The organism is Desulfomarina sp. (genome assembly GCF_054039375.1).
The window spans coordinates 1-26,405 of record NZ_JBPLBA010000093.1; the positions used below are offsets into that span (position 1 = coordinate 1).

General features: G+C 48.1%; 20 protein-coding genes and 1 pseudogene. 16 read left to right on the forward strand and 5 right to left on the reverse strand.

Going from position 1 to position 26,405, the window contains the following annotated elements:
- From ACXLDX_RS04960 to ACXLDX_RS04980, 5 genes and pseudogenes are all read left to right on the forward strand, one after another.
- Positions 1 to 405 (forward strand): annotated as a pseudogene (locus ACXLDX_RS04960) (hypothetical protein); the annotation flags it as partial.
- Positions 402 to 3,497 (forward strand): efflux RND transporter permease subunit, encoded by a 3,096-nt coding sequence (locus ACXLDX_RS04965; protein WP_457576089.1) that lies wholly within the window; start codon positions 402 to 404, stop codon positions 3,495 to 3,497. The pseudogene ACXLDX_RS04960 and the gene ACXLDX_RS04965, both read left to right, overlap by 4 nt.
- A gap of 128 nt (positions 3,498 to 3,625) precedes the next feature.
- Entirely contained in the window at positions 3,626 to 5,110 is a 1,485-nt protein-coding gene (locus ACXLDX_RS04970; protein WP_457576090.1) for an ATP-dependent DNA helicase, read from the forward strand.
- A gap of 4 nt (positions 5,111 to 5,114) precedes the next feature.
- Positions 5,115 to 6,785 carry a glycosyltransferase family 4 protein gene (locus ACXLDX_RS04975; RefSeq protein WP_457576091.1) on the forward strand — a complete coding sequence of 557 codons (1,671 nt, stop codon included), beginning with the start codon at positions 5,115 to 5,117 and terminating at the stop codon, positions 6,783 to 6,785.
- Positions 6,786 to 6,788: 3 nt separating this feature from the next.
- Positions 6,789 to 7,673 carry a DMT family transporter gene (locus ACXLDX_RS04980; RefSeq protein WP_457576092.1) on the forward strand — a complete coding sequence of 295 codons (885 nt, stop codon included), beginning with the start codon at positions 6,789 to 6,791 and terminating at the stop codon, positions 7,671 to 7,673.
- 24 nt (positions 7,674 to 7,697) lie between these two features.
- On the opposite strand, the gene ACXLDX_RS04985 is transcribed toward ACXLDX_RS04980, so the two are convergent.
- Positions 7,698 to 9,563: a glycosyltransferase family protein gene (locus ACXLDX_RS04985; RefSeq protein ID WP_457576093.1), complete on the reverse strand. Its 1,866-nt coding sequence runs from the start codon at positions 9,561 to 9,563 to the stop codon at positions 7,698 to 7,700.
- A gap of 458 nt (positions 9,564 to 10,021) precedes the next feature.
- On the opposite strand from ACXLDX_RS04985, the gene ACXLDX_RS04990 reads away from it, so the two are divergent.
- From ACXLDX_RS04990 to ACXLDX_RS05030, 9 genes are all read left to right on the forward strand, one after another.
- Positions 10,022 to 11,899, forward strand: coding sequence for a PAS domain-containing sensor histidine kinase (locus ACXLDX_RS04990; protein ID WP_457576094.1), 1,878 nt, complete (start codon positions 10,022 to 10,024; stop codon positions 11,897 to 11,899).
- Positions 11,893 to 12,642 carry a PAS domain-containing protein gene (locus ACXLDX_RS04995; RefSeq protein WP_457576095.1) on the forward strand — a complete coding sequence of 250 codons (750 nt, stop codon included), beginning with the start codon at positions 11,893 to 11,895 and terminating at the stop codon, positions 12,640 to 12,642. The genes ACXLDX_RS04990 and ACXLDX_RS04995 overlap by 7 nt, the downstream gene beginning before the upstream one ends.
- A gap of 74 nt (positions 12,643 to 12,716) precedes the next feature.
- A complete protein-coding gene (locus ACXLDX_RS05000; RefSeq protein ID WP_457576096.1) occupies positions 12,717 to 14,498 on the forward strand; it encodes a sigma 54-interacting transcriptional regulator in 1,782 nt (593 codons plus the stop codon).
- A gap of 289 nt (positions 14,499 to 14,787) precedes the next feature.
- Positions 14,788 to 16,584 carry an ATP-dependent zinc metalloprotease FtsH gene (gene ftsH / locus ACXLDX_RS05005; protein ID WP_457576097.1) on the forward strand — a complete coding sequence of 599 codons (1,797 nt, stop codon included), beginning with the start codon at positions 14,788 to 14,790 and terminating at the stop codon, positions 16,582 to 16,584.
- Positions 16,581 to 17,069, forward strand: a complete 489-nt coding sequence (locus ACXLDX_RS05010; RefSeq protein WP_457576098.1) for a cytochrome c3 family protein — start codon at positions 16,581 to 16,583, stop codon at positions 17,067 to 17,069. Before ftsH ends, ACXLDX_RS05010 begins: the two co-directional genes overlap by 4 nt.
- Positions 17,070 to 17,090: 21 nt before the next feature.
- Entirely contained in the window at positions 17,091 to 18,020 is a 930-nt protein-coding gene (locus ACXLDX_RS05015; RefSeq protein ID WP_457576099.1) for a 4Fe-4S dicluster domain-containing protein, read from the forward strand.
- Positions 18,017 to 19,294 carry a polysulfide reductase NrfD family protein gene (locus ACXLDX_RS05020; protein ID WP_457576100.1) on the forward strand — a complete coding sequence of 426 codons (1,278 nt, stop codon included), beginning with the start codon at positions 18,017 to 18,019 and terminating at the stop codon, positions 19,292 to 19,294. The genes ACXLDX_RS05015 and ACXLDX_RS05020 overlap by 4 nt, the downstream gene beginning before the upstream one ends.
- Before the next feature lie 294 nt (positions 19,295 to 19,588).
- Positions 19,589 to 19,786, forward strand: coding sequence for a hypothetical protein (locus ACXLDX_RS05025; protein WP_457576101.1), 198 nt, complete (start codon positions 19,589 to 19,591; stop codon positions 19,784 to 19,786).
- 28 nt (positions 19,787 to 19,814) lie between these two features.
- On the forward strand, positions 19,815 to 20,120 hold the full coding sequence (locus ACXLDX_RS05030; RefSeq protein ID WP_457576102.1) for a hypothetical protein: 306 nt from the start codon (positions 19,815 to 19,817) through the stop codon (positions 20,118 to 20,120).
- Between the two features lie 72 nt (positions 20,121 to 20,192).
- Here the strand turns inward: ACXLDX_RS05030 and ACXLDX_RS05035 are convergent, their stop codons facing one another.
- From ACXLDX_RS05035 to ACXLDX_RS05050, 4 genes are all read right to left on the reverse strand, one after another.
- Positions 20,193 to 21,479 carry a multiheme c-type cytochrome gene (locus ACXLDX_RS05035; RefSeq protein ID WP_457576103.1) on the reverse strand — a complete coding sequence of 429 codons (1,287 nt, stop codon included), beginning with the start codon at positions 21,477 to 21,479 and terminating at the stop codon, positions 20,193 to 20,195.
- Between the two features lie 199 nt (positions 21,480 to 21,678).
- Positions 21,679 to 21,984, reverse strand: coding sequence for an AzlD family protein (locus ACXLDX_RS05040; protein ID WP_457576104.1), 306 nt, complete (start codon positions 21,982 to 21,984; stop codon positions 21,679 to 21,681).
- Positions 21,977 to 22,810, reverse strand: a complete 834-nt coding sequence (locus tag ACXLDX_RS05045; protein ID WP_457576105.1) for an AzlC family ABC transporter permease — start codon at positions 22,808 to 22,810, stop codon at positions 21,977 to 21,979. Before ACXLDX_RS05045 ends, ACXLDX_RS05040 begins: the two co-directional genes overlap by 8 nt.
- Positions 22,811 to 22,865: 55 nt before the next feature.
- Positions 22,866 to 23,789, reverse strand: a complete 924-nt coding sequence (locus ACXLDX_RS05050; RefSeq protein WP_457576106.1) for an AraC family ligand binding domain-containing protein — start codon at positions 23,787 to 23,789, stop codon at positions 22,866 to 22,868.
- Between the two features lie 296 nt (positions 23,790 to 24,085).
- Here ACXLDX_RS05050 and ACXLDX_RS05055 point away from each other — a divergent pair, with 296 nt between their 5' ends.
- Together ACXLDX_RS05055 and ACXLDX_RS05060 are read left to right on the forward strand one after the other, a co-directional pair.
- Positions 24,086 to 24,433 carry a DsrE family protein gene (locus tag ACXLDX_RS05055; protein WP_457576107.1) on the forward strand — a complete coding sequence of 116 codons (348 nt, stop codon included), beginning with the start codon at positions 24,086 to 24,088 and terminating at the stop codon, positions 24,431 to 24,433.
- Positions 24,434 to 24,732: 299 nt separating this feature from the next.
- Positions 24,733 to 26,364 (forward strand): hypothetical protein, encoded by a 1,632-nt coding sequence (locus ACXLDX_RS05060; RefSeq protein WP_457576108.1) that lies wholly within the window; start codon positions 24,733 to 24,735, stop codon positions 26,362 to 26,364.
- The last annotated feature ends 41 nt before the right edge of the window (positions 26,365 to 26,405 follow it).

A 26,405-nucleotide genomic window follows, 5' to 3' on the forward strand; every position in this document is an offset into this window, starting at 1 on the left:
GTCCTGCGCCTTGCTCCGGAACTCGAGCAGCAGGGGCGAATGGCCATCCTCTTCGTCTCCATTACCGATCCGCTCAGCTTTAAAAAATCCAACAAAAACAGCCCCAGACTTCTCCTCGGTTCCTTTCTCAGTGCAGAAATCGAGGGAACCCTGCTCCCTCACGTAATCCCCCTGCCCCGTCGCTATCTCCATGAAGGGAATAGTGTCCATATTCTGTCAACCGACAACACCCTGCAGGTCAGAAAAGTCAACATTGTCTTCAGTAACAGGGAGCAGGTCCTTGTTTCTTCCAACATTCTGGAAGGTGAGCAAATTATAACCACATCCCTTTCAGCTCCAGTTGCCGGAATGGCCCTGAAACTCAGCAGTAAAACCCTTAAAACTTCCGGGGAGGCAACCAGGTGATCAGATCAGCAGACTCCCGGGAGAAACAGGGGATCATTGCCTGGATGGTTCATAACAGGGTCACCCCGAACCTGCTCATGCTGGTCCTGCTCCTGGGTGGTTTTTTCATGTCAACCAGGATCAGACAGGAAGTGTTTCCCGCCTTTGAACTGGATCTTGTCTCCATCCGGATACCCTATCCCGGTGCAGGACCGGAAGAAGTAGAGCAGGGGCTTATTCTTGCAGTTGAAGAGGCCATTGACGGCCTGGAGGGTATCGGCGAAATCACAGCCACAGCGCTTGAAGGCAGTGCACTTATCAGGGTAGAGCTGCTGGAAGATGCCGATCCAGGCAGGGTTATCCGTGATATCCAGCAGGCGGTAGACAGTATCAGCAGTTTCCCCCGGGATGCCGAAGATCCCATAATATCACTGGCAACCCGCAAAAGACAGGTTATACGCCTGAATATCTACGGAAACATACCTGAGCTTTCTCTTCTTGAAACGGCGAAACAGGTTCGTAACAGTCTTCTGAAACACAAGGATATTTCCCAGGTGGAACTCCTTGGAGGCGGGGACCGGGAAATAGAGATATCGGTGTCCATGGAAAACCTCCGGAGATATAACCTCACACTGGCAGGGATTGCGACGATTCTCCGGAACCGATCCATCGAAATCCCCGGTGGAAAAATTGAAACAGAAAACGGTGAAATCCTGCTCAGGGTTAAAGACAGAAGAATCACTGCCGAAGATTTCGGACGTATCCCCATAATCACCACGCCAGGCGGAACTGAACTCTATCTTGCTGACATTGCCGAAATTAATGAAATTTTTGGTGATTCCGACCATTATGCAACATATAACCGTGCCAGAAGCATGCAGCTCCGTATTGCCCGGGTCGGCCGGGAGACTCCCATTGCGGTATCTTCCGCAGCCCGGGAAGTGATGGAAGAAATCAGCCCGGATCTGCCGCCGACAGTCAGCTGGTCCTTTTCCAGCGATCACTCCAAAATCTATAAACAGCGCCTTGAACTGCTGTTGAAAAACGGTTTTCTTGGACTCGCCCTGGTACTTATTCTTCTCGGACTCTTCCTCGAATTAAAACTCGCCTTCTGGGTAACCATGGGTATTCCCATCTCCTTTCTCGGCAGCCTGCTCTTTCTCCCGTTTTACGGTATCTCAATCAACCTGGTCTCCATGTTTGCCTTCATCATTGCCCTGGGAATAGTGGTGGATGATGCCATCATCGCCGGAGAAAATATTTATGAATACCGCCAGAGAGGCCTCAATTATGCAGAGGCTGCCATTCTTGGAGCCAGGGATGTGGCTGTTCCCATTGCCTTCAGTATTCTCACCAATATCGTCGCCTTTCTCCCCCTTGCCCTTGTCCCCGGTGTAATGGGGAAAATATGGCGCGTCATCCCCCTGGTGGTGATAACAGTCTTTCTGCTCTCCTGGCTGGAGGCCCTGCTTATCCTTCCCGCTCATCTGGCCCACAGCAGAAAAGAATCCCGCAGTGTTCCTCTCCGCTTTATCCAGACCAGACAACAACACTTCGGAAAATTCATAAACAATTGCATCAATACTGTTTACGGAAAAATCCTACTCATTCTCCTGCGTTATAAATATTTTACGGTCTCTTTACTGATTTCAATATTCATCATTACGGCTGGTTTTGTGAAAAGTGGTCGTATTGGCCTGATTCTCATGCCCAGGGTGGAATCGGATCGCACCGTTGTTACCGCGACTCTTCCCTACGGCAGCCCGTCCCGGGAAATCAGACAGGTCCATGACAAACTTGTCTCAGCCCTTGAACGCGTAGCCGCAGCCCATGGCAACCAGCAGCTTCTCGAAGGAATCTCATCCACTGTGAATAACAGCCGTATCGAAATAAACGGTTATCTCACCCCGCCGGAAATCAGACCCCTGTCAACCGGCCGGGTGACAAAACTGTGGAGAAAAGAGGTCGGCCCACTGCCGTCCCTCCAGTCGATTCGCTTTGAGGCCGACCGGGGCGGACCCGGACGGGGGGCGGCCATATCCATCGAACTGAGCCACAGAAACAGGAATATTCTTACGGAGGCCAGTGAGATGCTCGCGGAAAAACTCCGACAATTTCCTGCCACAAGGGATGTCGACAGTGGAGCCGGCAACGGGAAAATCCAGCTCACCTTCAAAGTCAATGAACAGGGAAAGAGCCTGGGCCTTGATACCACCGAGGTCGGCAGACAGATTCGCAATGCATTCCAGGGCGTCATTGCCCTTCGACAACAGCGGGACAGCGATGAAATGACGATCAGGGTCAGGTTACCGGAATCGGAAAGATCAAGTGAATATGATATAGAATCATTCCTGGTCAATACCCCGTCAGGAACATTTGTTCCCCTGCGTCAGATTGCCGAAACCGTCAGAAACAGAGGATATACCAGCATAGAACGACGAAACGGCCACCGGACCGTAACCGTATCCGCCAATGTCAACCCCCTGGGTATGACCTCACGAATATTAAAGGTCCTGAACGAAAAAACACTGCCTCAACTGGAGGCTGACTTTCCCGGCCTGGACCACCAGTACCGAGGCAGGCAGTCCGACCGTAAGGAAAGCCTTTCAAGCCTGGCGACAGGTTTCCTTTTTACCCTGGGAGCTATCTATTTTCTTCTGGCAATTCCCTTTCGCAGCTATGTCCAGCCGGTTATTGTCATGCTGGCTATTCCGTTCGGTATGGTGGGTGCCGTTCTCGGCCATCAGATCATGGGGTACAACCTGAGCCTGATGAGCATGATGGGGATCGTTGCCCTCTCTGGAATTGTCGTCAACGACTCCCTGGTTCTGATAGATTACGCCAACCGGCAACGGATGAGTGGGAAAAATTCTTTTGAATCAATACAGCTTGCTGCCCTTCGCCGATTTCGTCCAGTTCTGCTGACGACCCTGACCACATTCGGCGGCCTGGCACCAATGATGCTTGAGACATCACGCCAGGCACGCTTTCTCATCCCCATGGCTATTTCTCTTGGTTTCGGCATCGTTTTTGCCACTGTCATCACCCTGGCCCTTGTCCCTGCCCTCTACCTGATCGTGGAAGATATCAGAAAAAGCGCAGAATTCAGGTGACATCTTCTGGAAAATAGGACAAAATACCCGAATCTGTAAGCAATCTCCCGCAGGGTGGCAGATGATTGTTGAAATACGCCTGCCCGGACGGACACATCTTTTGACGATCAACTTTTTTTCAGGCCTGTATGGAACCATTTACCCTGTTAGCCCTGGCCTCGGCAGCCGGATTTGTCTTTAACAAGATGACCGGCAGAGGCAGTGAAAACCAGGAACTTGAAAATCGGAGCCGAACCGGTAGCTGGGACAGAGTTGCCACACTCACTCCCGACAACAGGTCTGAGTTCGATCTCTCTTCAATCGAGATTCTGCCCGAATACAAGCTGGTAAAAAAACTGATTGAAAAAGAATTTCCCCTTATTTTCATCACGGGAGGAGCCGGAACAGGCAAGAGTACTTTTGTCAGATGGATGGTCAATGAATTCAGCGGATCCGTACTTCTCGGTGCTCCCACCACCATGGCTGCACTCACCGTCGGCGGCAAGACCCTTCATTCCCTCTGCCGGCTGCCGCCCGGCTGGATCGTAAAAAAGGATATCCACCATGTTCCGAAACGAAAAGATATCCAGAAGGCAAAACTGCTTATCATCGATGAAATATCAATGGTTACCGCCAATCTTCTTGATGGCGTCAGTGGTTTTCTACGGTTGAACCGCGAGATTGATAAACCTTTCGGCGGTCTGCCCGTCATCATGGTGGGAGACATGTTTCAGCTTCCGCCGGTAGTCCGGGCTTCTACCCGCTCACTTTACCAGACGGTGTACGGGTCCGCAAAATTCTATAATGCAAAATGTCTGCGCGAAACAACCTATTATGCTGTGGAACTCACAAAAACATACCGTCAATCCGATCAGCATTTTGTCAATATTCTCAGCAGGCTGCGGGAGGGTATCGACCTGCCTCAGACATTGGCGGCGCTGAATGCCGGTTGCACAATTACTTCAACACCACCGCCGGATGCCGTTTGGCTTTCCCCCCGAAACAATGAAATCAGTTCCCGCAATTTTCGAGAAATGGCCGGCATCAACTCTCCCGAGAAAACCTACACCGGGACACTGCTTGGCCGCTTTCAATCCAGGCAGTTTCCCTCCCCCATGGAGCTGACACTCAAACGCGGCGCCCAGGTCATGTTCACCAAAAACGACGCGGCTCAAAGATGGATCAGTGGTACGGTAGGCAGGGTACAGAGACTGCTGGACGAAAAGATATTTGTCCAGCTTGCGGATTCAGGCAGGATTGTCGATGTGGGCAGGGTCAGGTGGAGTGAATATCACTATGGCTGGAACGAGCACAGTAGAAAAATAGAACGGACAGAAACGGGAGCCTATATCCAGTTTCCCCTGATACCTGCCTGGGGAATGACCATCCACAAAAGCCAGGGAAAGACCATCGAAAAAGTTCATCTTGATCTGGGCGGTGGCGCATTTGAAACCGGACAGACCTATGTCGCCCTCAGTCGCTGTCGATCCCTGCAGGGATTATCCATGGCCCGTCCCCTGACTGTTGCTGATATTCTTGTGGATTTTGAATCAAAACAATTTTATGATCACCTGCGAAACGTGATAAGAAAACTGCCCCCCGAAAAAATGCTTCACGAACTGAACCGGGAATAATCAATTGATTCCACCAGGCCAGACCCAGATGACCTTATCCATAGCCTTTCTTCTCGGCTCTCCCGACATCAGCGGCGGTACTTATGTTATTTTCGAACATGCCGCAAGACTGCAGAATCGCGGGCACAGGATTACAATAATAACTGAAAGTTCTATTGCCTCAGAACGTTACAGCTGGCACCCGGAAGCAGGAAAACTGAGCTGGCTCTCCCTTGAAGAAGCCGTGCCTGAAGGCTTCGATATCGTCATAGCCACATGGTGGAAGTCCCCCTTTCTTCTCCACCGGCTGCGAGGCAAACATTATATCTATTTTGTCCAGTCCATAGAATCCCGTTTTTTTCCTGAAGAAACTCCAAACCATCATGACAAAAGGGATCTTGCTCTCTGGCAGCACTACTGTGAATCAACCTACAGCTGCAATATCCCTGTCATTACCGAGGCTGGATGGATCCGGGATTATTTACGGGAAAACTACAACAGAACTTCATATCTTGTCAGAAATGGTATCCGCAAAGACCTTTACAACACAAAGGGTAAGTGTATTGCCCCGGTAAAGGGGGGAAAACTGCGTGTCCTGATTGAAGGCCCCGTGGATGTGGGATTCAAAAATGTCCCCCGCTCAATTGAGTTGGCGGAAAAAGCGGGTGCTGATGAAATATGGCTGCTCACATCTTCAGATATAGGAAAATTTCCAGGAGTGGACAGGGTCTTTTCCCGGATACCGATCCATGAAACACCACCGGTGTACAGATCCTGCGATGTCCTGGTCAAACTGAGCTATATCGAAGGAATGTTCGGCCCTCCCCTGGAAATGTTTCACTGCGGCGGCACTGCCATTGTCTATGATGTTACCGGACATGACGAATATATAGTCGACGGGGAAAACAGTTATGTTGTCCCGAAAGACCAGGAAGAAATGGTCGTCCGCCTTCTGCGGAAACTAAAAAATAATATGGCTGAACTGCAGCGTTTAAAACAGGGGGCGATAAAAACTGCTGAAAACTGGGTTGACTGGGAAAAATCCTCTGAGCAATTTTCCCGGGCACTGAAGGCTGTCACTGAAGGAACGGGTACCAGCCGGACTTATCTGAAAAACTGGACAAAGCGGGTGGAGGAGGCTCACCGGACAAGATTTTCAGATAAAATCCTGACACAGTTTCAAAAAAGAGAACAGGGTGAAGAGGGATTTAATTTTCTCCAGGTTTACACCTGGTCGGAAGAAGAAGGCCTTGAAAACGGTACTTTTCAATGGACTCACTGCCCTTCCGGTGAGCAGGTACAACTGGGCATTGAGACGGAAGTACGTGATTTTCCCTTCTGGATACGCATCGATCCCGGGGTACGTATCGGTATTATTGAGATCTTTTCAATCACCGTAACCTCTGTTGAAAACAGCATACTTCTCTACAGTTGTACCACTCCCGAGCAGTTCGACAAGCTCTTTATTACCGGAACATTGAAGAGGATCAACAGCCCTGAAAAGAACCTGTTTCTTTCCACAGGCGACGACCCGCAGCTTATCCTGCCGGCTCTGCAGCAGGGAACAGTTGACAAAAATAAAAAAGTTGCCATAGAAATTGAGTTGAGGGAAACCAGTGTCAGGGAATTCGCAGAAACAACTCAAGGCAGACCACAGGTTTCCCGCTTCAGACGGTTTTTAGCGGGATTACAATAAGGCATGGCTCGCGCGTATTTTTCCGGTCAACTGATGACCAGACAGAGCCTTCTCGGCTGGGTCGCCGTTTTCTGCTCCGCCTTCTGCTTCTACCTGGCCACGGCCATCATCCGCTGGGCGGAACCAAAGACAGATATCGCAACATCCTATTTTGTTTTTGCCAGGTTTCTTCTTGGATTTCTTGTGGTTTCCGGCTCCATGCTGATCAGGAAAGAGTCATTCAGACCAAGAAAATATCATTATCTTATCGGTCGAACACTCACCAATACGATTTCGGTTTTCTGCTTCTACAAAGCGATAGATTTCGGTTCAGTCGCTGAAGCCAATATCCTCAACATGACTTATCCTCTTTTTGTCGCCCTTTTCTCCTGGTTTTTTCTCAAAAACCAGCGGGATCTTTTTGCTCTACTCATTGTCGGAGTCGCCTTCACCGGTGTCTGGATGATCCTCGCTCCCGGAGAGCCGACCACGGTAGGATATAATTACTGGGGTCTGTCTTCCGGCATCATGGCGGCCGGGGCCATGATCTACCTCAATATCAGCCGAAAATACCATGACTCCCAGACCATCCTTCTCTTCATGTTCGGTTTTGGCTCCCTTGGCATGTTTCTCCTCTTTCATAACGCCATCTTTCTACCCACTCCCCTGGAATTCTACTATCTTTTCACCTGTTCAGCTGCGGGCGTGCTGGGCCAGTACCTTCTGACATACGGGTTCAGGTATGTTACCGCCGTGGAAGGATCGATCATTTCCTCAACACGGATTTTACTGGCTGCTCTCATCGGCCCGGTTCTGGTGGCGGATCCACCCCTCACGATGGCAGGCTGGTGCGGAGCTTTACTTATTTTCAGCGCAAATATTGTACTGGCCCTGCGCAGATCTGCATAAAAAACGCCATCACCCTTTTAACAGTCACATTACCACTGTTCTTGGTATTTCACCAAGACCTACTCCAATAAAAGAATAACAGCCCATAAGAAAAATGATAAAGACCAGAAAGGACAGCCCTTTTCTGTACAGGATATTTCTTGAGCAGACAAGAACAGCCCCAAGAATCGGGAAAATCGGAAAGAGATATCTCCCCTGGGCCTGGAAATCCACTGTCCATGAATGGTAAACGGATGCAGTGATTAAAGCTACGGAAAGAACCAGCCCCCAGAGATAAACCGTTCTGATTCTCCAGTCTCCCAGGAAAATCAGGTTGGCGGAAACAAATAGAAAAAAACCGAGAAGCAGCCACCTCAGATTATCGTAAAACACATGGGTTGCCGAAACTGTTGAGTAACCAAACACGCCAAACGCACTTCTAAAGGATTTCTCGAACCAGCGATGAACATTAATAATCTTTGAGAGAGTCACTCCCCTTTCTTTCATGCGCAGGTAAGCATACTGCCTGTTGAGATCAGTTGTCGGATTAAAAAGCGGTTCCGTCAGCTTTACTCTCATGGCCATTATTTTCGCATCCCTTTCGGGACCGTTCACCTTATAATCAAGATACCCCCTTGCCCCTGCACAAACGCCCCCGATAAGCAATATTGCCGTCAGCCGCACAAGAAACCGTTTCGGGTTCAGTTCATGCCGTCTGCTCCAGCAGAAAAACAGCAATGCACCAACAAGAAAAATCACGAACGGATAGTAGTTTTTCTTCAACAGCAGAACCAGACCGAAAAAGAAACCGGCAACCAGACCGTTCCCGAAAGTTTTCCAACGCGGCCGCCCAGTCAGAAACCGTTTCAGCAGTGTCTCAGAACCCGTGAGCTGCCAGGCAGCAATAAAAGCAATGAACAGGGCAAATGCATCAGAGTTACAGTAACTGAAAAGATACCAGACCTGGGAAGAAAGCAGCAGCGGCAACGCCACCAACCGTGATTCCGTATGGATGATGGTAACCAGAAGAACAGTAATAAACAGCAGGATATTGAAAGCCCTCAGTATCCTGAAATCATTGAGTTTCAAATCAGAGAACAGGGACGCAAATTTCCCGGCAAAGAAATAATAAACCTCATGATTATTCAGCCTGGATACCCCGTAGCGGCTGTAGGTACTGCGAATTTTTTCATCTTCAATCCGGGGCACCATCCAGTTATCCATATAATATTTTGATGCTTCAAGATGAACATGCTCATCCGGATGAACATCACGCCGACTTGTTCCCGCCATGACAACCGCCATGGTTACAGCCGCAACCAGCAGCAGGGGAACAAAACGGTACTCCTCCAGAAGAGGCCCGGTATACATCCCCCCGAAACACACAAAAAGAAAAATACCGCCAAGACGTATCAACAGGGTTGTCAGGTTACTTTCAATCCGACCGTCCGGCAGCGTATATTCAAAAAAAGGATCATTCCCGGAAGCATGCACTTCCAGCATATTATCGACTGGAACAGCTTCCTGCACCTGTGGTCCGGGCTGCAGTCCTGAAAAACCACTTTTTCCTCCCAGGGAAATGACGGGAAAACCGCGCTGGGTAATCTCAATTTTTTTTATCCTGCTCACTCCTCTGTATTCCTGCGGATCTATACGCAGTCTGCTGACTTTCCCGAGATCTGTGAGATAAAACTGATACTGCTCTTTTCCCGGTTTTACCAGGACCTCCACATGGTGCTTCTCTGAATATCTTTCTCCTGGCCCGACCCAGTAAATTTTAAAAAGGGTTCTTTTTTCCACCTGAACCTGGAGATCCACATGGGCCCTGTTCACGAAATAAAAGAAATAGCCCGCACAGACCAGCATGGCAATCAGAACCTGAAACCAGCTTATTTTTAATTTCCTCTCCATCCAGTACCTCCCCGGTACTCTTTAACTGCCCGCTGAACATCGTAATTTAAAACAGTGTGACTGGACCAGAAGGTTCAAATCTATTTGCCGTTTCTGTATCATAAGGTGATTAAAATCCAACTCCAGCAGAAAGACCTTCTGCCGGTAAAAATTCAGATAAACAACACCATAATTTGCCCCCAATGATAGTCCGACATCGGAAAAAACTCAAGAACCGGAAAAAAACAACCGGGCAAAGAAATTCAAACAGATGTATAATATACATATGCTCATTATTTTCCTGCTGCCGGCGAAACTCAGCCTGAAAAAACATCTCCCCTGATCCGGCTGAGTTTCATGGGGCATCAGAATTTTTTTTTCTTCCCATATCTTGGAAAAGCCCCAATGGCATAAAAGTTGAAAGGAAAATTTGCAGAACCGGCATCCAGAGAAGTAACCTAACCCTGACGGAGCGGCTTATGGCAAAACGACTGTCCGGAGAAGATGCAAAAAAGTTCCTCCTTTTTCAACACCGCAACAGACTCCTCACAATCATCAGGGAGCATAGCCTCTGTGACCCCGAAGAACAGAACCAGTCCTTTATCTTTCAACAGTGCTGTACTATTCTTGAAGCAGCCTTCGGCTGTCATTTCATCTGGGCCGGAGAGGATTCCTTTGATCTTTATCTTGACATTGACCAATCAGATTTAAACGACACCTCAAACCACCATTGTGTAATCTGGCCTGTGCGCTACAGGCATCATACCTATGGTTTTGTGGCCATGCACTGCTCCAGTGCTATTCATTTTTCCCAACAGGACAGGGAGTTTATTGCCCATGTCATAGATGACGTGGCTCTGGCATTGTTTTCCCAGGAAACCTCCCTGAAATTGAAAATAGAACGGGATTTCAACAAGGAGATAGTTGATACCATTCAGGCCCTGATGGTCACTATAAGCCCTTGCGGTACCATCCTTTCATTCAACAAACGGGCAGAGGATCTCACCGGTTTTCCGGAACACGAAGTCCTTGAAAAATACTGGGTGGATGTTCTGATCAATCCCTTGAAACGCAAGGAGTTTCAACAGTTTTTCTCAAAAGTTCTCAAGGGCACCAAAACAGATATCAATTTCAATGCCCCTCTGCCCCACAGAAACGGCACTGAAAGGCACATAAGCTGGCATGGCTCCATTCGCCATGATATAGAAACAAGCAAGGTCGGCCTGGTCATGCTTGGCATTGATGTGACGGAAACCCTTGAAGCCGATCAACAGATCAATAAACTGACCGCCAGGTGGGAAAAAATATTTATTGCCATTCAGGACCCGGCTCTGGTTGTATCAAACGAAAACATTATCCTGGAAGCCAATCCGGCGACCTGTGCCGCCGCCAGAAAACACAGGGATGAAGTCATAGGAAAAGGGGTTTGCGATATTCTCCACGGTAACTGCCATAACATTGAAAACCAGTGCCCTCTCGAACAATTTATTGGTTACCAGAAAACCCGTATTTCCGAAACGGAACTCAATGGTCTCCACGGAACGTACATGCTCACGGTCAGTCCCCTGCTGGAGGAAAATGGAGAAATCAACGCAACACTTCTTGTGGCAAGAAACCTTACCGAAGAAGAAGTTGTCAGGGCGGAGGCGGTACGAGCTGCCCAGCTTGCAGCCATAGGGGAACTCGCCTCCGGCATCGCCCATGAAATCAACAATCCGATTAACGGCATTATCAATTATGCCCAGATAATCCTTGATGCCCCGAACGACCCGGAATCAGGAAATAACCTCGAAAACATCATCAGTGAGGGCAAGCGGATAGCCCGGATAGTCTCAAACCTGCTCGATTTTGCCAGACAGCGGAAAGAAGTTGTTGCTCCCGTCCCCGTGGAACGCATTATCACCAACAGCCTGCAGCTTGTCGCCCATCTCCTGAAAAAGGACGGTATCAGCTGCGATATTGATATTGATACTTCTCTCCCGCCTCTACTGTGCAATGAACAGCAGCTCCAACAGGTTGTCCTGAACCTGATCAGCAACGCAAGGTACGCTCTGAACAGACGATATGCCCGACCATGTCCGGAAAAACGTATTGAAATCCAGGGACAATATATGCCCGATAATGATTCGCCTTTTCTCAGGCTCACCTTTACCGACTATGGAATCGGCATTCCGCCGGAAATACAGAGCCGGCTCTTTGACCCGTTTTTCTCCACCAAACCTCCCGGTGAAGGCACCGGACTGGGCCTCTCCATCAGCCACGGCCTGATCAGAGATCATGGAGGGCATATCAGGGTGCAATCCACTCCCGGGTACAGAACCCGGTTTACTCTTGACCTGCCGGTGAAGCCATGTTGAGTGCAATACGGAAAAGAGAGATATTGACTACTCTTATTATTCTATGTGAGTTTATTATTTTTACCCTTGTCTTCTTTTCAAAACCTGTCAATCTGCAACCGGATGCGCTCAACGAAAACATAAACAGTCTCTGGCCGATTATTTTTCTGTACGGGGGCGTTCTTCTGACTTTTTTCTACTTTTTCAGACAGGCAGACCGGAACATACTAACACTTCAAACAGACCTGACAGAGCAAAAAGAAACAAATAAAACCCTTAAAAATCAATATGAAGAAACCATTGAAAAACGTATTTTTGAACTCCAGGTAATCAACGGCACCCTGAATCGGGAAATTGCGGAACGTATCCAGGCAGAGGAGGAGATAAGGGAGCTGCAGAAGCAGCTCAGCCTCATTCTCGATTCAGCCGGAGAGGGCATTTTCGGTCTTGATAACCGGGGCAAGGTGATTTTCATGAATCAGGCTGCCTCGGTCATGCTTGGCTGGAAAGTGGAAGAACTGATCGGACAATCACACCATGAACTGGTTCATCACACCCACCCGAACGGTGATAATCACCCCGAAGAAGACTGCCCCATCTATATGGCCTACCGGGACGGTCTCGTTCATTACAATTCCGAAGATGTTTTCTGGTGCAAAAACGGCAGCAGTTTCCCGGTTGAGTATATCAGCACCCCCATACGCGACCGGGGGATGCTGACTGGAGCGGTAGTTGTTTTCCGGGATCTGAATACATTTAACTAGTGTCTGCCCAGAAATGGGCATTTCATTCAAAATCAAGAACCGTTATGAACAGGCACTGACTGGAGAGAATTACCATGAAAGAGTCGGGCATTTCTATTCTTATTGTTGACGACGAAACCAGTCTCCGTAACACCTTTCGCATTTTCCTGGAGCGGGCGGGATATGAAACCGTTATTTCAGTCAGTTCTTTTGATGAAGCTCTTGATGCGGTTGCTACCCGGATTTTTGATCTCATCATTACGGACATCGTTCTGGAAAGTCAGTCCGGAATCGAACTACTTAAAAAATTCAGGGAGATCGGCATTACCTGTCCGGTTATAATCGTCACCGGCTATCCCCATGTGGATACAGCTTCCGATGCCGTAAGACTCGGCGCATTTGATTATATCCCTAAACCGGTAGAAAAAGAAGTCCTGCTGAAAACCACGAGGCTGGCAATTCGCCAGTATCGCCTGGAAAAGGAGAAGCAAAAGGCGGAACAGGCCAGCGAAAAATATCGCAGCTTTCTTGAGACACTTTTCAAAAGTGTCAGTGACAGCATAATCTCCGTGGATAAATATCATACCATCCTCAAAATGAATGAAGCGGCAGTAAAATTTTTCGCCAAAATCCAACCGGATTTGAGAGAAGGCGGAAACCTGCGCTTAATCTGCAGCAACCGTGATCTCTGCCAGCTGACAGATAATGTTACAAGGGTGATGGAAAGCGGAATCGAAATGATCGACCATAGGGTTGAATGTATCCGTGACGGTCCCTGTACTGTACTTTCCATCTGTATTTCCCCCCTCGACGATGGAACGGGAACCCCAGCCGGTGCCGTACTTGTCTTTCGGGACATGTCGGGCAAGGTATCACCCCGTAACCATACAAGAACCCGGTTTCATAAAATGATCGGCAACAGCCCGGTCATGCAGAATATTTATGTGATGCTGGAAAACATTGGCAAGGTGGACACTTCTGTTCTTGTCACGGGGGCAAGCGGAACCGGCAAAGAACTTGCCGTCCATGCCCTGCACAGGGAGAGCAGGAGACGGGACCGTCCCCTGGTCATGATTGACTGTACTGCCATTCCTGAAAATCTCCTGGAAAGCGAACTGTTCGGACATAAAAAAGGATCGTTTACAGGTGCCACTGAAAACAGAAAAGGCAGAATTTTTCAGGCAGAGGGAGGAACTCTTTTTCTCGACGAGATCGGTAATATCTCCACAACAGTTCAGCTGCGACTGCTTCGTTTTCTCCAGGAAAAAACCTTTTACCCGGTTGGGAGTGACAGTGCCGTTCAGGTGGACGTGAGAGTCGTGGCAGCAACCAATGTGAATCTCAGAGAAAAAGTTGAAGCAGGTGAGTTTCGGGAAGATCTCTATTTTCGTTTACGGATTATTGATATCCATATGCCTCCCCTGCGTGACCGTGGAGGTGACATTGTGCTTCTCACAAATCATTTCCTGGAACATTTCTCCGGAAAAATCGGTAAAATATTCACTGGCATATCAGAACAGGCCCTTCGACTGCTTTGTGAATATGACTGGCCCGGCAACGTGCGGGAACTCGAGCATGTTATTGAGCGGGCCTGCGTTCTCTGTCAGGGAACCACCATTTCCACGGAGAACCTGCCTGAAGAAATTACAGGCAAGGGATCACCGGCCCGGAACAGGGAAAATGAAACACCGTTTCAGGTGGACTACCGAAATTCTATCCTGGAAAAAGAACAGGAAACCAGGTCAAAAATCATTGAGGCTCTGAAAAAAGCCGGAGGGAACAAGGCCAAGGCCGCCCGACTCCTGAAAATCGACAGGTCCACTCTTTACAGAAAAATGCATGAACTCCATATCGATATCAACATCTTCACCTTTTGATCGAAAGTGCCCTGCGAGCTACAGAACTGTTGCAACAGTTCTGTGGTATTTTCCATACTTGTGTTGCACACCTCTGGGATTTCCTCCCCGATAGCCCACTTCGTGAACAGCAGAACCGTCTCAGTTTGCCATTTCAAAACATTTTTTCCTCATTACCCGTGAAACTCAGCCGGATTTGAAATGCACCTGTTTCATCAGATTAGTTAGTGTCTGGATACCCGATACATCCACATCCTTTTCCCAGACTGGCATCCCATATGCAGAAAAGCACCCAACACCAGGAGGAAAAATGGAAAACAGGGTACAGGCAGGTCTTTTGCTGCTATTGCTTACAATTATCGGTGTGCTCGGTTACAACGTCTGGTTATGGGAAAATACACCACCTGCGATTGCTTATTCCGAGTTTTTGACGGAACTCAGGGAAAAACAACTCCTTTCCGTTCATCTTACCGGAAATGAAATCAGGGGAAAAGACCGTTTCAATAATCATTTTATCACCTTCTCCCCCGACATCCGCTCCCTCCTTCCACTGTTGTTGAAATCAGACGTCACCATAACTGTTAAAAACCCTGCTACTTCTTCAGAACGCTTCCTCCGCCTCCTTCTGCCTGTCAGTTTTCTCCTCGGGTTCTGGCTCATCTTTTCGAAAAAACAACAAAACGGTCACAGATTCTGGAAAGGAGCGAAGCTCCATATTCACTCGGGTCAAAACAGCACTGAGCCAAAGACATTCAACGATGTTGCGGGAATAGATGAAGCAAGGGAAGAGTTGATGGAGGTTGTCGACTTTCTCCAGCACCACGAAAAATATAACTCTCTCGGTGGACGTATTCCCAGGGGCGTGCTCCTGCAGGGACCTCCGGGAACTGGAAAAACCCTTCTGGCCAGAGCCATTGCTGGAGAGGCCTCGGTTCCCTTCTACTCCATAGGAGGAGCTGATTTTGTAGAAATGTTTGCCGGAGTAGGTGCCTCGCGGGTCAGGGAATTATTCCATCTGGCAAAAAAAAATGCTCCTTCCATTATCTTCATAGATGAAATTGATGCCATCGGAGGAATACGGAGTGGCGGGAATAATGGCTCCCACGAGGAACGGGAACAGACACTGAATGCTTTATTAGTTGAAATGGATGGATTTTCGAGCCAGGAAACAGTCATCGTCATTGGAGCCACCAACAGACCTGACATCCTTGATCCTGCACTCCTGCGGCCCGGAAGATTTGACAGACAACTCACCATTTCCCTGCCAAACCTCCATGGCCGCGTAAAAATCCTTGAGGTCCATGCCCGGAAAATAAGAATATCTCCGGCTCTGAATCTTTCTCTTATCGCCCAGACCATCCCGGGGTTCAGCGGTGCTGATATCGCAAACCTTGTCAACGAGGCAGCTCTTATTGCTGCACGTCGGGAAAAACGTGCCGTTGAAACAGCGGACTTTGAAGAGGCAAAAGATAAGATTCTCATGGGCCTTGAAAGAAAAAACAGTGCCGTCAATGAACAGGAGAGACGAGTGATTGCCTATCATGAGGCCGGCCATGCCCTGGTGGCAAGACTTTTGCCGGGGACGGAAAAACTCCATAAAATCACCATTATTCCACGGGGAAGCGCCCTCGGCCTCACCCAGCAGGTCCCCATCGAGGAACGGTATACCTATTCTCTTGTCTACCTCCTCAATCGCATCAAAATTCTATTGGGAGGCAGGGTCGCTGAAAAAATAATTTTCAACCACTTGTCGACCGGGGCGGCAAATGACATCGCCGCCGCCACCGATCTGGCCTCACGAATTATCTGTGAATGGGGAATGAGCGCCCTGTTTGGCTCCACCGTTTACAGCAGGCAGCATCAGCATTTCCTCGGAGACCATATTGTCCGGGGACAATACAGCGAAAGCACTGCCAGGGAAATTGACCTGGAAATCCGCAGAATTATTGACACCTGCCAGGAAGAAACGGAAGAACTACTGCGATGTAACAACAGCCTGATCCACGAGTTGGCAGAAATTCTGCTGATCAATGAAACCATTGATGCTGAAGAAATGGATATCATCATGGAGTGTCATATGGAAAAAAAGGAGGAGAAACGGCAATGAACAATGTTTTTCTCATGATTGCAGGATGTCTTCTGACCGGACTGTTTTCAGCGCTGCCACTCCCTGCGGCAAACAGACCTGATCCCCCTGAAGCCATTGTCCTGAATACCTTGTCAGAACTGTACCAACCTGTGGTTTTTGATCATTTGAGTCACCAGGATAACTACAACTGCAACACCTGCCACCACCATACAGCAGGGACTGGTGCTGCAACTGATTTCTGCGGAAAATGCCACGACCACTCTCCTCCCCGGCAAGAGCTTTCCTGTGCAGGATGCCACCTTCCCTTGTCACACCCAATCTCCTCCACCGAAGCCGAAAAAATTCCGTTCTACCATATCGATATCCTTTCACTGAAAAGTGCCCTGCACCTGCAATGTATCGGCTGTCACCAGGATGAAGATGGCCCCGATGGCTGTCTGGACTGCCATGCTTTTACCCGGAAAGGAAAAAAACGGTTTCAGATTACGGGCAACGATTCATGACTATTAAGAACAGGATGAAAAATGAATATTTCCAGAAGAATAGCCTTAAAAACCGCACTGGCCGGTATGATCACATCCCTGTTATTCCCATCCCGCAGGGCAGAATCACACCAGATCAAACAATACCAAAATTCCATGGGGGTTCTGGTTGATCTTACCAGATGTATCGGCTGCAGAAGTTGTGAAGCTGCCTGCAACGCCGAACAGAAGCTTCCGCCACCGAAAAAACCTTTCAATGACCTTTCAGTTTACGATGAACGGGAACACAACAGGCGGAGGAGAACTGATGAGACCCGTTACACGGTTGTCAATCGTTTTGAAATCCAGGGCATAGATCATCCACTGTTCAGGAAAGTCCAATGCAACCATTGTCAGGAGCCGGCATGTCTCACCTCCTGCTTTGTCAGCGCCTATACAAAAACACCGGAGGGCGCGGTAATCTATGACCAGAGCGTCTGTGTCGGCTGCAGAACCTGCATGGTAGCCTGCCCCTTTTACATCCCGACCTTCCGCTATTCCAGCGCATTCAATCCTTCCATTGTCAAATGCATCTTCTGTTATGACACAAGATTGAAATATCAAAGACCTCCAGCCTGTGTAGAAGCCTGCCCTATGGGTGCCCTGACATTCGGCAGACGGAAGGAAATGATACAAATTGGACGAAGACGCATTGAAAATAACAGGGGACTCTATGTTGATCATATCTACGGGGAATACGAGGCGGGTGGAACATCGTGGCTTTATATCTCTGACGTTCCCTTTGAGAAAATTGGTTTTGACATGAACATTCCCCATGCGCCGATCCTTGATTCGGTGAAAAATTTCCTGGGATTCGTTCCCATGGTGCTCACTATCTGGCCGGCTCTTTTTGCAGGTTTCCATCTGCTCGCCACCCGCAAAGAAAACCATGAAAGAAAGAAAACACAGGTTGAACGGGAGGAACGGCAATGAAGCATTACTGCTCCGACAACGTGGAACTGCCCATTTCACAATCAGAACGCGAAAACAGTGAGCCATGGAAAATAAAAGAACGAATCCTGCTCGGTCTCACCATCGGTCAATATTGCAGACAGATGATCCGTAATCCCGTGAACTGGTTCCTCTGCATCATTTTTGCGATCGGTATCCCCCTGCTCGGTCAGCGATACCTCTTCGGTCTCGGTGCCGTCACCCATGCTTCCAATGATTATCCATGGGGCCTGGTTCTCGGATTCGGCCTGTTCGGGATGGTTCCTCTTTCAGCCTCCGGGTTTCTGCTCGGCACAACCGTCCATCTTTTCGGCAGAAATGATTTTGCTCCAATAGAGAGACTGGCCCTGCTCAACGGACTGCTCGGCTATTTTTTCGCCGTTGTCTACCTGGAAGTGGACCTGGGAATGCCCTGGCGTCTTCCTTATCCCATGTTTGTTTCCTTTGGAACGGCTGCAGTACTCTTTCTGGTGGCCTGGCATGTGGCCACCTACCTTTCAGTGCAGATTGCTGAAGTTCTCCCTGCTTTCTTTGAATGGCTGGACAGACCCCATTGGACACGGCCCATAACCAGTATCTCCCTCGGACTGACCATCGCAGGAATCATTTTGTCGACCCTGCACCAGGGTGCGTTAGGAGCTCTTTTTACCTATGCACCGACCAAACTCCATCCACTCTGGCTCTCAGTTGAATTCCAGTGGATTCACTTTCTCTGTTCTGCGATTTTTGCCGGGCTTTCCATGGTTATTGTCAGTTCCACCCTGATAATACGAACGATGAACTGGCGCTGTGATACTGTATTTAAAGAAAACCTGGAAACAATCACCCTTGGTCTCGGAAAAGGTGCTTCCTATGCCATGATAACTTATCTTGTCATCAAACTTGTGGCTGTTGCCCATGATAACGAATGGGAATACCTGCTCAGCGGCTGGGGTGCCTATTATCTTTCTGAACTGGGGCTCGGGGTTGTGCTTCCGATGTTCCTCTTTGCAAAAGGTGTACGCGAACATCGAATTCTCCATGTAAGAATCGCCTCTTTTATCACAGTCATTGGAATTATCTGGAACAGACTGAATACATCACTGATCTGTTTCAATTACACTCTTTTTCAGGAAATACCGCACTGGAAGGAGTTCTGGTTGACCATAACTGTTTACGCCCTTTATTTCGTTGTCTACCGATTCATTCTTTACCGCCTGCCAATTGTTTTTACCTGGAAAAACCGGAAGGACCAGGAGGAACCAGTCACCTGGTGATGGCGCAATGAAAATCCAGATTGCAACGAAACAGCCTTCCGCTCTGAAATTTTTCTAATAGCCTCCGGAAACAGATGCAACACAAAGACACAAGTGTCGCATCTGATTCTTATCTCCATGCAACACATCCGGCTTTCTTCCCTACCTGAAACTGTCACCTGCAACGGAACGTCAATAAATTATATTTAATTTCAATATATTACAAATATATATTGTTTTGGCATGGCCAATGCAACCAAAAAAACAAAGCGATTCAGGATCATCCGTCAGGAAAACATAAAACAGGAGGGTATCATGAAATCCATTATCACCACCAGCGAGAAAACAACAGTAAACATATCAGATGAAATTATGGGATTCAGCCTCAAGGTTGGTGCTGTAATCGGGACAGTGATCGGGATATGGGCAATGGCCTGCCTCGTGGCAGGGCTGATAAACAGTGGTCCCACCGGATTGGTAAAAGGTTACATCACAGCAATTACAGGAATATAAAAGGTAAACTGTTCCCCGGGAGACAAAAATGAACACAGGAAAAGTCAAAACCGTACGTGTGGTCATGGCAGGGATGGGCGGTTTCTTCGGACTTTGGGCAATGGCCGCCATAATAGGTGGTCTCAAACAGGTTCACTGGCAGGTGACGGAACTGGTAAGACAGTTGCTGCTCGCCAGCGGAATGATGCAGCCCATCCATACGATGGTTGATTTTTACACCCATATAAAAGGAATTGAGTATATTATCTGCGTTATGTTTTTTGTTGTTTTTCCTCTATTTTACAGTTATGTGAACAAGGAAAAAGACCACATTGTCACACCGGTAAAAAAATAGAGCGCCACAGGCAAAAAAAAACGGCTGTTCCAGAAGGAACAGCCGTTTTTTTGAACAATCAAAGGTATCAGATCATTTTTTATGCTGGGCCCTCATGGACCTGGCAAGCTCCTTGATCTCCCCAAGATCCTTGGTCATTTCATTCCAGCCATACCAGTAGGCATAGTCAGGATTCACGTGGAAAAAGGCCTGATACGCGCGCATCCTGTGCTTCATGTACATCTGCACCAGAACCTGATCGATATAAGAAAGTTTATCCAGATCCTTGTCCCAGTTTGCACCGTTGGTATGCATCATGGTGAGCAGGAACGGATAATTTGCGGGATAACTTGCGGGTTTTTCGATGATTCCGTCTTTATAAAGGGCTGCAATAGTCTCGATGGCCTCGGCCATCAACCGGTCAGCCTTCATCATGATTGAATCACCCATATCAAGCTGTTCTTTGGCGTAAGAGTAGGAGTGACACTGGGCACAGACCTTCAGCATCTTGTCCCGTTCCTTCTGCCAGGATTCCTGATCAAGCTTGGCCATGCGTACAGCCTTGACTGCATCAAGAATCGGGGTAGCCTTCCCGGTTTCCGGGTCGAGAACTCCAAGCGCCTTCAGTATAGTCACCCTGTCCGCGGCGGCCTGCTTGTCATCCGGCAGAGGCAGTCGAACACCTAAAAAACCCCAGGCAGTTTCATTGGCATGATTGCCGTCGGCCATATGACAGGTCTGACAGGTGGGAGCCGGCGCACTTTCCGGCAGGTCACCATTCTGCTTGGCAAACCAGCGCATACCGTGTTTGGAGCTGGACCACATTTCCCACTGGGGATGATCATAACCCATGTGACACTGCTGACAGGAACGGGGGTTAAGTGCTTGTTTCTTAGAGAAAGTATGTCGGGTATGACATTCGTCACAGGAATTGTTCTGGTAGCGATAGCCTTTGTCCAGTTGTTCTTTTTTCTGCGCTTCCGTTCTGATACCCATGTTATGACAGCCACCGCAACCACGGCCGCCTTCAATCAGTTCATCGGGGGCAAGATGAGTTCCCGGAATTGCATTCAGGGTCGTCCAGCCGAAATTATGCTTACCATGGGCAAACTGGTCAAACTGCTCCTCATGGCACTCGGCACACACCTTCTCATCGGGCAGACGTGCCTTTTTATAATCCTGGGCAGTGGAATGATCAGTCCCGTGGCAGGTGGAACAGGTGATATCATTGTCAGCATGTTTACTTGCCTGGAAATCCTTTACCATTCCCGGTGAAACCGCGGTATGACATTCTATGCATTTGTCACCCGCCATTGTGTTGCCAGCCATGAACAGCAGGACTGCACATCCCGCCACAATGCCAAATACGGCTTTTTTCATCGCTTCCTCCTTGTAGATTGTTTTTGATGACGAACAAGATTCTTGATGGAACAACATGAATTTCATCCAACCCAGTGTAGCACAGATTCGTATTATTTAATATTCTTTAGCCAATTTTTTCTTTGATTTATGTCAAATTTTTCAGATTATAGAATGTCAGGCCCTGCAAAGGCTACTCTGTGATATTATTGATGTTTTGTTATCCCTGCCACCATCTTCCCACCGCAACAAGAACAACCCCGAGCACCATGGAGACAAAGACATTTCCGGTTCGCAGGCTGCACAACGCAGTGCAGACCGTTGCCAGCCACCCGCTCCACCCGGAGGAAAGTGCGGCTGGAACAATGAGAGAGAGGAGAATTGTTCCGGGCAGCGCATCCATGAATTTTTTAAACCTGCCCTTCTTCGGGAAGTAATCCGCCAGAATAAGCCCCGATGCACGAAGAAGATAGGTCACCAGGGCGGCAGCAAAGATCGCCAGGTAAACCGCTCTGCTGTTATCCATCTTTATTTTCCTCTCTTTGATCTGAAAATTGCCGGCTGAGGATTGTACCGCCGCAGTCGGGATTTTCATTGGCTTTTTGTGGCCGAGCCATAGATCCCGATCGTGGAGACTTGTCAGTTTTGCGCGGCAGGAACGCGGATGCAAGCGCCCCTCCTGTTCCCCCCACCAGAATATACCACTTCCCCGGAATAATTTTTTCAGTGATTACAGCCAGGAGAACAGTGATCAACCACGGAAGGAAATCCTGCCTGCCGCGCCAGAAACTGAACACAAGGGCCGTAAAAACCGCAACAAAAGCAAAATCGAGACCATATAGTTCAGGGTTACTGATAACCGCACCGAACCTGTGCCCCGTAAGTGTACCGATGCACCAGGCTGACTGCACACACAGGCCGCCGCCCAACAGGAAATAGCTGGTTGTCCGCTCCCTGTGGAACCGGGCCATTGTCATGGCCCAGTTTTCATCGGCCACCAGATGCATGAACAACAGCCTGTGCAGCAGGGACCGACCACGAAAAAGCGGATTAAGGGATGCCCCGATCAGAAGGTAGCGCATGTTGATCACCAGAACAGCCAGGGTCATCTCAAAGAGAGGCAGGGGCGGAACCCACATATCAACCATGACAAACTGAGCGGAACCCGCAAAAACGGAAAGATTCATCAGAAGGAGCTGATACCAGGTCAATCCCTTCTGGGCGGCCATCAATCCCAGTACACTACCGTAAGCTCCGACACTTGCGGCGACCACAAGATTGGCCCTGAAACCGGCCCCAAGCTGACTTAAACGATCATTTTCGGTAATGGAATGTTTTTGGTATGTCTTCATGAATTTTGTTTTACCACCATTGCACCTCCTGATCTTGAACAATATTGCTGGAGGTTCAACACACCGTTTTCCGGTATTGATGCAAAGTAATTCCATACGCTGCCTTGAACCTGCGGGAAAGATGGCTCTGATCGGCAAATCCGGCATCTAAGGCCGAATCAGTCAGGGATTTTTTCTTTTTAATACTCTCTTTTGCCAGCTGCAACCTTCTATGCAGAAGATAGGCGTAAGGGGACATACCGGTGGCTTTCTTAAATACACGCAGGAAATGAAAGCGGGACAGACCAGCTGCAGCGGCAATATCTTCAAGGGATATTTTTTTTTCTGGATTGTCATTTATAAATTCTGTGGCCCGCATGACAGAATCGGGAAAAAATTTTTCTTTGGCCCGCTCATTTTTTTCAATCCCGTGGCGGGCAAGAAAGGCGATCAAAAGAGAGTAAAAAAAAGTCTGCACTCTAAGGGTTTCTTCTTTACCCGAAACTCCAACTTCTGAAAATCTCTCTGCCGCAGCCGGATTTGCATTACCTTGTGGTGACGGGGTCTTAAGTTCCAGCCATGCGGATTTATCCAGCAGATAATGAAATTGCCGAAGCAGAATGCCAAAGGCAGGGTCATTGGTAACCGGTGTTTTAATATAAATCTCCGGTTTTTTCTTACCTCCTCCGGCGCCTGCTTCCTGCATCAATTCCATTGGAATATACAGAATTTTATACTTATAGCCGGCGCCGTCCGCAGAACAGCCATCATGAATATCTCCCGGATTTACTGTGATCAGGCTGCCCGCCTGAGCAAAATAATCCCGGCCATGGCAGAATATTTTCTGTACTCCAGATTCCATTAATCCTAAAGCAAATTCATCATGAAAATGTCTAATAAACTGGAATTTATGAAAACTGGCCTGAAATACAAAGAGCTCCGGAAGAATACTGGCCCTGTAGAAACTTGCCTTCTCTCCACTTCCCCTTATTTTTTCCATTTTTTCCGGAATTTGATTTTACGCTCTGACAGAAGACAGGCCATTCATCGCAGGATACCTTGATAGATGATATTTTTCCTCCAAGACACAGGAAAATGAAAGACAGCAGGATATCAACCATATGTGAATATTACTTATTTTCCTGTGACACGGAGACCGGAGACAATTTTTCAAGATGGCCTGTGTTATTTCTTGACACAACACGCTTCTGTGTTAGGATTTTAATCCATTCAACCGGCGGCAATACAACCTTCAGCCGCGAATCTTCAAATAAACTAAAACCAGGAGAGAAAACAATGGAAAAAGTTATTTTTTTTGCCTTTCGCGGTGATCCCCTCTGTTTTATACATGTGTTGTTAAACAGCCTGGACCTGGATGCCAGGGGACTGGAGGGTAAAATTATTCTTGAAGGCGAAGCTGTAAAACTCGTTCCTGAAATGGCACAGCCGGGTCATTTTCTAAACAGCCTCTATACAAAAGTAAAGGAAAAAGAACTGATTATCGGTGCCTGCAAAGCCTGCTCCAACAAATTGAAAGTGGTTCAGGCAATTGAAGATGAACAGATTGCCCTTATCGGTGAAATGTCCGGCCATCCCGCCATGTCCGAATATATAGGGCGTGGATACAGGATTCTCACCTTTTAAGGTGCCTTGAAAAATTAGAATTTCCGTTCAAAATTAAGGACCAGAGAAGTTATCAAGACCGGCAGGAAAAATCAGACCGCACCGTCATCGAATACACAATATCGTTAATTTGAGGACAAAATGGTGTTGAAAAGGAAATTATTCAAGGTGGCCCAGGTGTACAACCCACCGGGAAACGGTCCCGGAAATATTCCTTTCTGATAAGCATTTCATTGACAACAGCGTCCGGCAAGCTTAGCTGTTTTCTCTATAAGGACCTTAACCGCCCACGAAATGCCTGACGGAGATTCTACACTTTCATGAAATTAATAATTCGAATTCTAATCCCGACTGTTCTTCTTATCGCCTGGAGCGTTTCTCTGAATGCAGGTACAACAGACAGCATAATTAAAAATGCCCGGGCGGATATTGCCCGCCTTGAACAACAGGCTACCGGCCTGACATCATCACGCGCATCAAATGTTCGCAGAATTCTAAAATTAACGACACTGGCTCACAGAAGGCTGGAAAACTCATCAGATCACGGAGACCCGGTCTGGAAAGAAGTCAATCAACGCTTTCTCTCACTGGAGAATCTACTCCTGGGCCTGCTTAACCCCAAAGAAAACACCAAAAACAGTCAACACGTTAAAGCCACTGTTTCAAAAAACACACCGGCACAACCCGGTCATTCAGTTGCTCCCCTGGTCTCCGGACAACGGGTTCAAGTTAAAAAACTTGCCAGAGACATCAATTCTGTGACCGACGGTTTAAGCACATCAGGCCCTTCCATACTCCAGAGCCCGGAAAAGATAAAAGCCTATCAGAAACGGATGAAGCAGTTTGCCAATGCATTGGGCCGTTATCCGCAGACAGATGATCCGGATGTCAGGACTGCTCGAAAAAACTATGCCAGGCTGGTAAAAAAACTCTCGGATGAATTTAAACGCGCCAAAAAGCAACTCACCCAACTTGGAAACGTTCAGGAACGATTGATAACAATCCAGGCAAACAGCCGAAAGTACACTGTCCCTCGCGTTCTCCCGCTTCCTTTCAGTATGGAGCAGGCAGAAACATGGGTTCAGGAGGCATCCAATGCCCGTACAGTAGCTGAACATAACATCAGGGAGTTAAACACAATATCCCGACTTGCCTACTTCCCTGACCGTACCGGCCCCCACCAGCCGGGACACCCCTTTGACGGGAACGATGTCATCCAACTTCTCCGGAACATGGAAAACAATCTTAAATCCGTTGAAAACAACTATAAAACCATGGCTGAGGGACTCAAATACCAAATGTTGCAGATAGAAAAGGATGTTCTGTCCCGCTACCAGGAAAACCCGGACAGTGACAAACGATGGTTGTTCATCAGCGAAGGAAGGGAGAAAGAAATTTTCACCCTGTATGACAAAAGTATGGCAATTGCCCAGTCATCCATTTATCTGGAACGGGCCCTGGGAAGAACTCCGGAACAGGCTCTCGAACTCGTGAAAAAAATAAACCAGGCAAAAAAGGATTTTATAAGAAAACGTGATATTGCACTCGAAACATCAAAACTGCCTCCGGCGAAATCAAAGGACAAAAAGTTACTGGCCATAGCAAAATCCATTGTTGAAAAGAAAAAATACGGTTTTGGCGAACATGGCAGGATCATTTTGACCAGCGACAAAATAGCAGATCGTGAACGTAAGGAAAGTGAAATAAAAATAGATAAAGCTGACATTTCGCTCGGTGGTGATCTTAAGATGTCGGGCACACAGACAACCTGGACATACAGATGGAAAGAATTCCGGTTTGCCGTTCCCCTGAAAGAACCAGGAAGCGACATATGGTATATCTGGTGGATAACAGCAAAAAATTTCTCAGCCGGCGGCCCGCGAACACCCCTCAATCAGTGGATTTCAGGAAAGGCTGACAAGGGAAACCGTATCCTGGCGAAAAACCTGTGACCGGCTCAGGAAATGTCAGGCCTGAATACCCACACTTATCC